Origin of the sequence: Sphingobacterium hotanense (assembly GCF_008274825.1) — a bacterium.
Taxonomy (GTDB): domain Bacteria; phylum Bacteroidota; class Bacteroidia; order Sphingobacteriales; family Sphingobacteriaceae; genus Sphingobacterium; species Sphingobacterium hotanense.
This window is the reverse complement of sequence record NZ_CP030848.1, coordinates 968,184-980,550: the sequence shown is the minus strand read 5'-3', so window position 1 is coordinate 980,550 and position 12,367 is coordinate 968,184. Positions and strand designations below refer to the sequence as shown.

The window sequence follows — 12,367 nt, the reverse complement described above, 5'->3', positions numbered from 1 at the left end:
TTAAAAATAATTAGGTGACAGCAAACTTCTTTGCTAAAACAATTGAGACCGGTAGGATGCAACAGACAGCCAAAGCCAAAATCCAAAAACCGCTCAAAGCAATCCAACTTGCATTCATTAAGATCAAGGCTAAAACCCCAAACTTAACGGCTTGCCGAATATCCATAGGCGCTAGTGTTCTTAGAGCTTTAAATAAAGGTCTCGCGATCATGGCAACAAAACCAGCGATAAAAAGAAAAGCATAGGCATATCCGCTCCGCCACGCGAAATAACACAGCGTAGCGACAACCAACAAATATAGCCCCAAGGAAACCTGCATGGCAGTTTTATTATTTCCATACACCTCCCCGCGAGAAATGTTAGTAACCGATGCAATATAGATGAGCGGCACAAAAGCGAGATACCAATAGGAAAGCGAATCTGGAATAACCGCAAAACCCAACAACAGGTTTAAACCGCGGCACATCCCCATCGTAATAGGACCCAAAACGAAATGATGTTTCGCCTTTCCATTATACACTAAGCACATCAGCACAATAGCCAATGCCATGTAGAAGCAGGTCATGTTAACCTGATAGGCCAGCCAGCAAGCAATAATAAAGGCTACAGCACCAAAAATTGCCGCAGATGATATATCGATGCGCCCCGACGGAATAGGGCGCTCAGGGCGCTCTATCTTATCTAATTTCGCGTCAAAAACATCATTATATACGATGCCCCCTGTATAGAGCAGCATGCTAGAAACGACTATATTCAGGATGACATCCCAGGATGGTAATGCTTGCTGCATAAACAAACAAGCAATAGCAAGGCCTGCCAACACATCGCTAATAGCGGTCAACACGTTTGAAGGTCTAATCAACTGCATCCATGCCTTCATATCTTCTCTTCTGCCTTATGAAATAATAATAGAACCTTTATTTAAGCGTGGCTGTTGTCCGCCGCGCAAGATGGTATTTCCTTCAAACTTCGCAGTAGGGTCAGCATTCAATGTTTCATTGAGTGTTGCTAAATCCAAATGATTAGCCACGGCGAATGCTTCGATTGCATTGCTATAGGTCACTTTCTCCACGCTCTCCCGGTCAATGCCTTTCTGCAACATCAGCGCCGCGGTTTTAGGAACCGCCAAAGGATCACTGATCCCCCAATCTGCCGCCGAGTTTACCATGATGTTTTCAGCGCCGTAGGTCTTCACGATATCCACCATGCGCTCATTTCCCATTTTCGTAAATGGGTAAATAGTGAAACCAGCCCAGAAACCACGATCCAGAACATCTTTAACCGTCTCCTCAGAGTTATGATCGATGATGATCATTTGTGGGTCTAAGCCATGCTCCAAAGCAATTTCCATGCTACGCAGTGTACCACGTGTTTTATCGCGATGCGGCGTATGCACCTGTACCGGTACATTCGCCTCCTTAGCCAATTCCAATTGCGCTCTATAATATTTTTCTTCAGCTGCCGTCTGGTCGTCAAAACCAATCTCACCGATGCCCAATACCCCCTCTTTGTAGATAAAGTGCGGCAATAATTCCATCACCTGCTCTGCGAGCGGTTCGTTGTTCGCTTCACGGGAGTTCAAACCAATCGTACAAAAATGGCGAATGCCAAACTGCGATGCTCTGAATCGCTCCCAACCGATCAGGCTGCTATAATAATCTTTAAACGTATCAAGACCCGTTCGCGGCTGCCCCACCCAAAAAGCTGGCTCGATGACCAGTAGAACACCGGCATCAAACAAGGCTTGGTAATCATCAGTCGTTCTGGAAACCATATGGATATGCGGATCAACAAATTTCATCCCTTTTATCACATCCAATTCCAATGGGATAGGCTTACCCATACTGGCTAAGTCTCTATTCAATTCAGTACACATAGGCTTTTTTATTTATATGCTTCCAATACTTCTTCTATTGGAGAAATTTGTTCCAACGCTTGCGCATGAGCCGACTTAAACGAGTCGCTTAACTGCTCACGATTGCTTGACAAAGATTGAAGCAGGATTGATTTCTTGGTCTCATCTGCTTCCTGCTCATAAGATTCCATCAGGATATCCAATGCGCGTGCCGGCAGATGCTCTTTCGCTAATATCCATAACATCGGATGGATCTCGCGCTTTGCAGAGTGTCGCTCATAGATATAGTCGACGATGGAGTCTGCTAATGATTTATTATTTCGTTCAAATAATCCGTGGATATTCAAAATCTTCTTCCCGGTAAAGAATGCCTTCAGAACCAACTGATTCCAGGAATCCTCATCTAGGTATAAAAAGGGAAACGTGTTATGCTCGATGACCGCTTCCTGAACCGTTCCGATATTACTGCGGATACCTTCCTTACATCTTTCTATCCAGCTTTCCGGATAGTCGAGCAAGGGAAGTGCCGCATAAAGTGCTTCGAGTTCATGCATATCAGCGAACTCGAATAATCTATTGATAAATTGTTGATAGCTAGCCTCATCATCGGAAATCTGCCCGAGCAACCATACCCGTGCAAGCTTCAGAACGCTCCAGTTCACTATCAACAACTTATCGGTATCTTCTGCAGGAATGCTAATTAAGGATTCGCGCGTATCAAAGGATAAACGCCTATTCAGCGTGGAAAAAATACGGACAAAGTGCTTCTTGTAATCGTCTTGAATTTGTTGGGTGCTCAGCTCTAAATATGCCTTCTCTTCATTAGAAAGCACTTGAAATAGTCTTTCAGTTACTTTGTCGGTAGTTTTCATTGCTTAGGTTTATTCAATATTAGCAATTCTGCACATCAAATCCAAACCTACTTCAGGATTTTGATCTGCATATCCTTGTACTCGATTTTCATTGGCGGACCCACGTGAACTTGGACACCAATCAAACCTTTATCGTTTTTATTTTTCGAGTCATTGTCAATGACTTCACTCATCAATTTACCATTTACAAAATGAGAAAGCTTGTTCCCTTCTGCAACAATTTCGATATCATTCCAATCTTCCGATTTAATCGCATTCTTCAGCGCTTCTAAATTATCGATCGTATCCAAGACCCTCCTGTTTGTCCAGGCATTACCTTTTGCTTCGGCAACAAGTCCATCCTCGATCTCGCGAATCTCTGTGCGCTCACCGCGATAAGCTAAAGTCGTACGCTTGCGCTCTTCGTAGTTCTGCCCGGTGTAGTTCTTCTTGCCGTCGATATCCGCCTGATAACCTTTCAAGGCATAGGGTAGTTCCGTAAAGCGCTCGCTACGGTAATTTATCCCGCTATTTCCCTTATCCGAAATCTTAAACTTCGCACGCAGCACAAAGTCACCCGGCTCACCTCCCTTCCAGATAAGAAAAGTATTGTTCTTTAGCTCGGCTCCTGGTTTTATTTCGCCCGACAACACACCCTCTTTCATAGACCAGATCGTCGAGTCGCCCTCCCAGCCATTCAGGCTATTTTGATCAAGCATGGAAACAAAACCCTGCTCTTCAGAATCTTGAATCGTGCTATCCTGCCCTACTTCTGCTTTCTTTTCGCTCGTATTGCCATTGCAGGCTGTAGCAAGCAGCAGGGCACTCAGGCACATGCTGCTATAGGCTAGGTTTTTTAGTTTTTTCATCGTATAGCTTAATAGATCGATTACTTATTTATTTTTCCACTCGACGTCCGTTTCTTCCCAGCGTCTGTTTTTTGCCGAGGAGATAACCGCTTCACAGACTTTCTGTGTTTCATAGGCATCACGGAACGTAGGATGACACTCCTCGCCTTTTTCTACGCTCTCTAAAAAGTCTGCAACTTGGTGAATGAACGAGTGCTCATAGCCAACCGATAAACCCGGTACCCACCACTTGTTCATATAAGGTTGATCGCCATCCGTCACATGGATAGAACGCCAGCCTCTAACGGTAGAGTCATCTGCATTATCGAAGAACTCCAATCGGTTCAGATCATGTAAATCCCAGCGTAAGGATCCTTTTTCTCCGTTGATTTCAAAAGTGAACAAAGCCTTATGCCCTCTAGCATAACGTGTAGACTCAAAGAGTCCTAGGGAGCCATTATCGAAGTGGCAATGGAAAATACAGGCATCATCGATCTTCACGTCTTCCATCTTCCCTGTTTCCTCATGCATACGCTGCTTGACGAAAATCTCCGTTACCGACGATACATCCTTGATTCCACCATTCAGCCACATCGCCAAGTCGATACAATGCGCTAATAAATCGCCTGTAACCCCAGAACCTGCAGCCTCCGCGTCCATACGCCAAAAAGCACGGCCGCCTTGCGGTAGGTTCTCGTTGATTGTCCAATCTTGTAGGAAGTTGGTCCGGTAGTGGAATATCTTTCCTAATTTGCCCGAGTCAACAATCTGTTTTGCCAAGGTCACAGCAGGCAATCGACGATAATTATACCATACCGTATTTTTTACATCTGCCGATTCCACCGCGTCTACCATTTGCTTTCCTTCTTCCAGCGTTCTGGACAAAGGCTTCTCACAAAGTACCATCTTCCCCGCCTTTGCCGCAGCAACAGCAATCTCGAAATGCATATTATTCGGTGTACAGATGTCAACCGCATCAATATCGTCACGCTCGATAAGCTTGCGCCAATCCGTCTCGTACGACTCATAACCCCACTGCTCCGCAAAAGCCTTTACCTTATCTTCACTGCGCGAACAAACCGCTTTTAAAACCGGCGTATATCCTAAATCAGGAAAGAAATTAGGTAAGCGTCTATATCCGTTGGAGTGGGTTCTTCCCATGAAACCACAACCTATTAATCCAATTCTTAATTCTTTCTTACTCATAATACTTGTCGATTTACTGTTGATTATTCAGACCAACCATGTTGATCACGCACTTTGATTAGCGTCTCTAAAATAGAGTTCCAGGTTTCTTGCTTATGCATCACCTCATTCGGGAACATACAGCCGTCCCAACAGATATGATTGAACGCTTTCGTCAAATTACCTTGCTCATCGCGCAACCAGTAACCTGCATCTTTCACGATATCTAATCTTCCGTTCGGATCCGTAGGCAAACAGTGGCGCCCCGTCTTATCATGGGAGCCTGAACCGAACACCGTGCCGTCGTTCTGAGCAACATGGAAATCAATGGTCCAAGGACGCAACTTCGATGTCAGGAATTGTAAGCCGCGCTCTAATTCCGCCCGATCGCTCCATTCAAAATCGGCTTTCAGTATTCTGTCTTCCGGCGCATTGTAGCCCAATAGATACAAAAATGTATGCGACATATCTGCCTGGAAGCCGATATTATCGCGATCCACCATTTCTAATGTATCCAACATGGTTTTCCAGCTTTGCATCCCGCCCCAGCAGATCTCACCCTCCGCAGCAAGGCGCTCCCCATATTCAGCAGCAGCGTCGCATGCTCGACGGAAAGTCTCCGCAATAAGCTTCGTATTCTCTAAAGGATTCTTTGCCCAATCCTCGACACCTGAAGCCGAGTCTATACGAATCACATTGTTGGTACGAATTCCTTGTTTGCGCAATTTATAACCGAATTCTGCAGCGCGTTCTACCACATCGACAAAACGGTCGCGGTCTTCTTGCGAGCCCATAGCTGAACCTCCATCCGGTGGCCAGATCGGCGCTACTAAAGTCCCAATATCTAGTCCATAGCCGCCGATTTTGTCGACAACCCAGGAAATATGATCATCTGAAGTATCTAATTTTACGTGCGGATCGAACAGACCTAAGTCTACCCCATCAAATTTAACCCCATTTACATTCGCAGCAGCGGTCTTTTCAAGTAATTCATCTAATGAAATAATTGGCTCATGATCGCCTTTACCCACGATTCCAGGCCATGTCGCATTGTGTAATTTTGGAAAATTGTTCTTGCTCATAACATATGTTTTTAAGGTCTTTTACTTATTTCTTGATGACTAAGTCCGGATTGTTCGGGCCAAAGTGCTTCAGCATCACGATCGGATCTACCTGCGAATGGTTCTCAATCCAAACTCCCTTTACTGCGGCTTCCTCAGACACGAAATACTCATCATACGTTAGCTGCCCATAACGGATCAACGATGGCGTTTCAATCGTCCAATCGTTCAACTTACCATAACCCTGCATCATAATTAGACCATAAGCGGCAGCATCTTGGATCAATACTTTCTGCCCCGGAAAAACCGTCAATTCCTTCGCTGAAAATGCCTCAGACTTATAGCAAATCCATTTCTCACTATAGCCTGCTGCTTCCATTTCTCCTTCATCCTTTACCGGAATCGGCGCCATGAAGCGGTTCTGCATCATATTCGGATCAACGTTCAAATCCCAATCAATAATATCCATCAAACCATCGTAATTCCCGCGTTGATCTTCCGGAAGTCCTTTCCATAACAACTCCTCGTCAATAATCGCCTCATTGACCAATGATTGATACATCGCGAACACATCGGATGCTTTTTGTGGCTCGTAGGTACACATACTGCCCGGCGCGTGCAATAGTCCCGGAGGAACATCCCAACCGGTACCCGGCTCCAAGCGGTATGCCTGAGAATAATTGGTGATTTTATTATCTCCTTTAGAGAAATTCTCTAAACATTCCTTGATCGTTTCCTTTGACGTGCCTGGCGCAATCCCCATAAAGGTATATGGAAAATCACCGCCATGATTGTTCAGCTGCGGAGGGAAGTAGTATGCCTCGGGCTTACCTGCCTGACCGATTAACGCTGCTTTCTCATCGTTATGGTGAATGTGATGAGGCAGTGGACCCATGTTATCAAAAAACTTCGAATACATCGGCCAGCTTTGATACTCATCCCATAAGCGGTCACCAATAAGGCGGCCTTTCAATTCGTTTACAAAATCCGACAACAAGATTTGCTCCGTCTTGCCATCTTCCTCATATACTACAAAACTTAAGCCTTCGAACTCCCCGGTCAAAGGGCCGTTCTTTGCTGGCGTTGTAGATGAAAACCAACGCTCATCGATCCCTCCACGTTCGCCCCCTAGCACATAATAATCATCAGGATGAAGTTTAATGCGACGACCAGGTACACAAAATGATCTCGGCACCCAATTCGGTGCTAACCTTAATACTCCTTTTCCTTGCTCAAAAGCCTTTTCAATATTTGCCATTGGATTTATGTTTATGTTGATTAATTCTTGTTTATAATTTCTTCGATACCTGCGGCGGTATCCGATAAATGTATGGTTAGCTCGTAGGTTCTTTTTTCGTGGGGCTTCAGCATGATAAGTTCCTTGCGCTCGCGCAGTTTCTGCTGGCCCACCGGAGGATTGGTTCCAGGTTCTAGGCCCGTCACATATTCCCCCTTGCCCCAGTGCTGCCAATTCGTAAGCCAGGGCAATTGACGCTTATCGAACGATAAGCGCAGCGCTAAACCCAATTTTTCATTATAGATCGCGCAATGGCTCATATGCTGCGCATCAGCAGCGATATCGATAAAAGCAGCCTCTTCACCGCTGCCTTTATGGTCGTTGCGAGGAGCCTGACAGCGTTTAAACGACTCTCCTACCTTAAATATCTTGTTGGCTTCGCCTTGCTCACGAGCTGTCCAAGCACCTTCCCACAGCAACGCTGTAGCTTCATCAATTAAAGGCCACCCAAAATTGAAATGATATAAAATCATATGAGGAGTATCAATATTGCCGACATTAATGATCTCATCAACGATGTGTAATGTAGGCTCGCCTAGCGTACAACGGATGGTGCGTTTCATTTCGATGTTGGTACCTAGGGGGTGGCCTTGTTTAATAATGCCTGTAATAAACATTTCTCGATCGCCACTGATCACGTCAGGTTGTTTTACCTGTATAATTTCTGCCGGGGTATTACTGATTTGATCGTGCAGACCACGACGACCGAATTCATCTTCTTCCGGACCGCCCACATGGGTCAAACCGCAGGTAACTAGTAAGCCACCGCCGAAGGTCCGCAACCAATCGACTCCACGATCGGAAAGTGGCTGTGGCGGTGTGACGCCCAATCGGCTGATCCAACTTAAATTATATTGGTTATATGCCGCATCAGCAATGTCCATAGCGCGATCTAAAAGCACTTTGAACCGTAATCCGGCGCCCGTGTTGATCCAGGCAATACGAGAACCGCGACCCAATCCATTGTCTAAAACAGAGGTTTCAATCCCGCCTACCTGTGACGTATGCGATACTTTGTCTAACCAATCCTTATTCGAGTAATCCACGATCTTATCTTTTATTTCTTCTTGTATATTTCTGCATTCTCATTTCCCCCCGACATCAGATACGCCATGATATCCTTCACTTCGTCCGGACTCATCGTATTCAAAGTTCCAGGAGGCATAATCGATACTTCCGAACGTTTGATATCCTGAACATCTTTCTTCGCCAGCTCTTTCGTTACATGCGGAGCATATGGGTTTTGAGAAATGACATAAGCTTTCTCATTTTCGCTCATCAATCGTCCCAACACGGAAGTACCGTCTTTCATATTGAATACTTTCGATTCATACTGATCGGAGATGACTTCGCTAGGCTCTATAATCGCTTCCAACATATCGCGCTTCGAGAAACGGGTACCCAATTGCGTCAAGTCTGGACCAACCGAACCGCCTTCGCCCTTCATCGTATGGCAGGAGCCACATTTCACAGCGATATATAATTCCTGACCGCGTTTGAAATCGCGAACGCCCGTATTTTCTTCTACCACTTTTAAGGCCGAATCTATTTCCCATTGTCTGCCGGGTCCTTTTGGTGGAACCACATTCTCAGCTAGGCGTGTCCCCTTCTGATTCAACAAAGAGTCTCCCGACATCTTACCGTACATGGCCAATTGATCCTTCGGCACATGAGATAAAGCTTTCTTTCTAGCATTATCGATAAAACCGATGTAAGAATTTCCACCTTTGAATCCAAACGCTTTGTAGAACCAGCTAAAGTATTGCTCGCGCAGTTCCGGCGTCCAGCCGGCTTTGGAATCGCTTAAAGCGGTCGCTAAGAAAATTTGTTGTGCAGGCGGAATATTTGCCAACATATTGGCGATATCTAATCCATATTGAGGGTTGCGCAAGATCAAGTCCGAAGAACTCATGAAGTTGGTCTCCGTCGTATCATCCTTTGCATTCGCTAATAAATCTAAAGACTTTTTCACGGCTGATTCAGAATTCAAGGCCAATAACAATTTCGACAATTGTCTGTTCAGGCTATTGCTTTTTGCAGGATAGAGCGGCTCTAAACTCGCTGCTAGCGCCCGACTCGCCTCTTCTGTAGGTTTGCCCATACGCGCAATAACAATCTCATACACGCGGGTCAAATTCTCCAACATGCGTGGAGTAAGCTTATCCACGGGAATCGTCGCTAACTTAGCCATAATTCGTGGTTGCAAGGAAGCATCCCCTACGCGCGCAGCAGCAACCATAGCCTCCGTTAAACGAACGACGTTACGTTCCTGAAACAATAGATTTTGCCAAGAAGCGAGCGGTTGGTGTTCCAACGCTACGCGTGCCGCATAACGGATATGGCGATCTTCATGACCCAAGTATTCCCAAATCTCTTCGGCCGTCCCTGGCGCTGAAGCTTGATGATATTGTTCAATTTCACGACGTAACTTCACCAATTCCGGAAGATCTTTTTTCTTCAGTTCGGCTTTTACCTTATCCTGATCTTTGTAATAAACACGGTATAAATCCGAATCAAGCTTGCGCCCGCCAGTTAGGAAGTATAAAGCGCCGTCTGGCCCCACTACCCCGTCGGTTAATGGAAGCGGCGAACCGGAGATAAACTCTTCGGCCTTCGCCGTATAGGTGGCACCCTCGGATTTCAGTTCTAAGGCGTAGATAATACCAAAACTCCAGTCGAAGGCTAACAAGCTATTTCTATATTTTTCCGGGAATTTCGCTTGGCTTGGGTTAATAAAGTTGGTCGGAGAACCCTGACCAATATTTAATACGGCTGGAAGGTTATCTAAGAATCGTGAGTCCCATTTAGCATCCCCTTTTCTCCAACCGAATTCCGAGCCGCTCGTTACGTGTAAGATACGCGTCGGGCGATACCAAGGCATCCCGAAATCCCACTCCATATCTGAGTCGTAGGTAAATAATTCGCCTTCATTGTTGAATGCGATATCGAACGGATTACGGAATCCCGCGGAAATCAACTCCCAGTGCTTTCCTTCCGGATCGGTCTTCGCAATCCAGCCACCGGAGTTATGAGAATCCGAATCATGACCATGCGTATCGAGAATTAATGGAATAAGGTTATCGACACTATCATTTGGTTTTATACGATAGGCATCCATTTCCGGAACCTTCGTGAAGTTGCCAGCGACAATGTAGATTGCTGAGTCTGGTCCCAATACAATGCTGTGCGGGCCATGCTCGCCAGATCCATCAAGCGACAAGATTTCGGTAATTTTATCTAATTTATCATCGTTGTCTGTATCCTGTAGTCGGTATAAACCAGAACCTTTCTTTAACTCATCGTTCGGCTTATGATTGACCATCACATAAAGACTGTTATATGCCCACAATAAACCCTGAGCAAAGCCCATCCCTACTTTTTTCTTGGTGGTATCTGCTAAGGGAGGTCCTTCGACAGGAAACTCAATAGGCTCAATCTTAGGCTTGACCGTCGAGTCTGATCCTAATGGTGGCAGCTCTACTCGGAATAACCCTCCAAACTGATCGGAAGTGATCATTCTACCTTTATCATCGAATGTCATCGACACCCATGACCCGTTTTCATTGTCCGAAGGGCTGTAAATATGCTCGATGGCAAATCCTTCAGGCAAGGTTATTTTCTCTGTTTTCGGGTTAGTATCCACTACCTTTGGCTCCTCTTTCCCCTTACAAGCCCCCGCTGCGAAAAGCAAAAACATGGAAAACAAATACAATTGTGCTCTATTAGTTCTTATCATTGTGGTTTAATATGTTGATTAAGTTTATAACAGCTTATATCGTTTAGTACCCAGGATTTTGGCTGATGCCATTCAACTGGATCTCACGATTTGGAATTGGATAAAGTAGCATGTATTCTTGAACATTATATGAAGCGCTACTCAGTCTCGTTAATCTATTTTTTTCCGCTTCACCATGCGCCTTCATCACTTCTATTGCTTTCCCTGTTCTGAGTAATTGATACCAGCGCTGATTTTCGAATGCAACTTCCACTCTTTGCTCATTTGCTATAGCTTCTCGAAGTGTCGCTTGCGACAGCCCACTTAATGCAGTCAAGCCTGCACGCGCACGGACAGCATTTAGATGGATATAAGGGTCACCCGACCCGGTCTCATTGTAGGCTTCAGCCAACATCAGCAACACATGACCATATCGATAGACAGGCCAATTTTCATTCGAACGTCCATTTTCAGGATAAGGCGGATGGTAGAACTTTTTGATATAAGGCATTTTCCCACCGAATGCTATTGCCTCTGGATATTTTGAATTCGTCGCATCATCGAATAAAGCGATTGAGTGATCTTTCCGTTTATCTCCGGGCTCATAAGCATTATAGATACTCGGCGTCGGAATATTACTTGCACCAAGCGTTCCTGTAAATCCGACTAATTTTACTCTTGCGTCACGCGGACCGAACATGTAAATGAAATTACTGTTCTCTCCTTCAATCGAGTGATCATATTGTACTTCAAATATTGACTCCGCATTATTCTTTGTCGAAGGATCAAAACAGTCACCATAATTGCTCATTAATGAATATCCTAGCAGAGGAACTTCCTTTAGCACGGTAACAGCATCAGGAAATTGTTTGCGCGTTAGGTAAACATCGCCTAACATTGTCAATGCTGCTCCTCGCGTAGCACGACCTACTTCTGCAGTAGGGTATTCTTTAGGTAAGACATCGGCTGCACGCTTTAAATCTTCAATAATAACATTGTAGACTTCATCCACAGATGATTTTTTTCCATCGGTAAAAGCTCCTTGAGGACTCGTTACCTCCACAGTATGTAGTGGTATTTCTCCAAACAAACGAACTAGATGAAAATACGCAAAAGATCGAAGAAATTTCACTTCCGCAACGTACCTATCCTTCAATTTATCATCTGAAAAAGTAACATTATCGATACGTGTTAAAATTACATTGGCCTGAGCGACAATCCCATAGAGATTCGCCCAAGCAGTATTCACAAAGTTGTTCGACGAGGTGATCAAAAACTCATCTATTTCTTCTCTTTGTTGAGCGCCACGGTCGGATTCAGAATATTGGTAATTGGTATTATCCGCACGCATTTCAGTTAATGCATAAAAATCGGAAGTATGAAGCCCCTGAAGACGTCCATAAACGCCGTTTACAGCACGGAGAACCTGAGCCTCATTTTCATAGTATGTATTACCACTGGAAAACGTATAGGGATCAACCTCTAGTAAATGGTTACAAGACGTTAGGCTCCAAATCCCGAGACTTAATATGATATATTTTATTTTCATGACGTT

General features: G+C 44.9%; 10 protein-coding genes. All 10 read right to left on the bottom strand.

What is annotated here, in order from left to right:
* Window positions 1-10 precede the first annotated feature (10 nt).
* From eboC to DSM08_RS04015, 10 genes are read right to left on the bottom strand one after another with little or no spacing between them, the layout of a single operon-like run.
* Complete coding sequence (gene eboC / locus DSM08_RS04060; protein ID WP_149524958.1) at window positions 11-880, bottom strand: UbiA-like protein EboC; 870 nt, start codon at window positions 878-880, stop codon at window positions 11-13.
* A gap of 15 nt (window positions 881-895) precedes the next feature.
* Window positions 896-1,876 (bottom strand): TatD family hydrolase, encoded by a 981-nt coding sequence (locus DSM08_RS04055; RefSeq protein ID WP_149524957.1) that lies wholly within the window; start codon window positions 1,874-1,876, stop codon window positions 896-898.
* Between the two features lie 8 nt (window positions 1,877-1,884).
* Window positions 1,885-2,727, bottom strand: a complete 843-nt coding sequence (locus tag DSM08_RS04050; protein ID WP_149524956.1) for an EboA domain-containing protein — start codon at window positions 2,725-2,727, stop codon at window positions 1,885-1,887.
* 47 nt (window positions 2,728-2,774) lie between these two features.
* Window positions 2,775-3,575 carry a 3-keto-disaccharide hydrolase gene (locus DSM08_RS04045; RefSeq protein WP_149524955.1) on the bottom strand — a complete coding sequence of 267 codons (801 nt, stop codon included), beginning with the start codon at window positions 3,573-3,575 and terminating at the stop codon, window positions 2,775-2,777.
* Window positions 3,576-3,599: 24 nt separating this feature from the next.
* Window positions 3,600-4,760, bottom strand: coding sequence for a Gfo/Idh/MocA family protein (locus tag DSM08_RS04040; RefSeq protein WP_223110861.1), 1,161 nt, complete (start codon window positions 4,758-4,760; stop codon window positions 3,600-3,602).
* Window positions 4,761-4,783: 23 nt separating this feature from the next.
* On the bottom strand, window positions 4,784-5,821 hold the full coding sequence (locus DSM08_RS04035; protein WP_149524953.1) for a sugar phosphate isomerase/epimerase family protein: 1,038 nt from the start codon (window positions 5,819-5,821) through the stop codon (window positions 4,784-4,786).
* Window positions 5,822-5,846: 25 nt separating this feature from the next.
* Window positions 5,847-7,058, bottom strand: a complete 1,212-nt coding sequence (locus DSM08_RS04030; RefSeq protein ID WP_149524952.1) for a cupin domain-containing protein — start codon at window positions 7,056-7,058, stop codon at window positions 5,847-5,849.
* A gap of 20 nt (window positions 7,059-7,078) precedes the next feature.
* Window positions 7,079-8,143 (bottom strand): aldose 1-epimerase family protein, encoded by a 1,065-nt coding sequence (locus DSM08_RS04025; protein ID WP_187773971.1) that lies wholly within the window; start codon window positions 8,141-8,143, stop codon window positions 7,079-7,081.
* A gap of 11 nt (window positions 8,144-8,154) precedes the next feature.
* Window positions 8,155-10,833, bottom strand: coding sequence for a c-type cytochrome (locus tag DSM08_RS04020; RefSeq protein WP_246172441.1), 2,679 nt, complete (start codon window positions 10,831-10,833; stop codon window positions 8,155-8,157).
* Window positions 10,834-10,876: 43 nt separating this feature from the next.
* Complete coding sequence (locus tag DSM08_RS04015; protein ID WP_149524950.1) at window positions 10,877-12,361, bottom strand: RagB/SusD family nutrient uptake outer membrane protein; 1,485 nt, start codon at window positions 12,359-12,361, stop codon at window positions 10,877-10,879.
* Window positions 12,362-12,367: the final 6 nt, after the last annotated feature.

What these genes read in the sequence shown, in the direction of transcription:
- DSM08_RS04055 (WP_149524957.1), bottom strand. Translation starts at nt 1,876, where the DNA reads ATGTGTACTGAATTGAATAGAGACTTAGCCAGTATGGGTAAGCCTATC.
- DSM08_RS04035 (WP_149524953.1), bottom strand. Translation starts at nt 5,821, where the DNA reads ATGAGCAAGAACAATTTTCCAAAATTACACAATGCGACATGGCCTGGA.
- eboC (WP_149524958.1), bottom strand. Translation starts at nt 880, where the DNA reads ATGAAGGCATGGATGCAGTTGATTAGACCTTCAAACGTGTTGACCGCT.
- DSM08_RS04030 (WP_149524952.1), bottom strand. Translation starts at nt 7,058, where the DNA reads ATGGCAAATATTGAAAAGGCTTTTGAGCAAGGAAAAGGAGTATTAAGG.
- DSM08_RS04040 (WP_223110861.1), bottom strand. Translation starts at nt 4,760, where the DNA reads ATGAGTAAGAAAGAATTAAGAATTGGATTAATAGGTTGTGGTTTCATG.
- DSM08_RS04050 (WP_149524956.1), bottom strand. Translation starts at nt 2,727, where the DNA reads ATGAAAACTACCGACAAAGTAACTGAAAGACTATTTCAAGTGCTTTCT.
- DSM08_RS04015 (WP_149524950.1), bottom strand. Translation starts at nt 12,361, where the DNA reads ATGAAAATAAAATATATCATATTAAGTCTCGGGATTTGGAGCCTAACG.
- DSM08_RS04020 (WP_246172441.1), bottom strand. Translation starts at nt 10,833, where the DNA reads ATGATAAGAACTAATAGAGCACAATTGTATTTGTTTTCCATGTTTTTG.
- DSM08_RS04045 (WP_149524955.1), bottom strand. Translation starts at nt 3,575, where the DNA reads ATGAAAAAACTAAAAAACCTAGCCTATAGCAGCATGTGCCTGAGTGCC.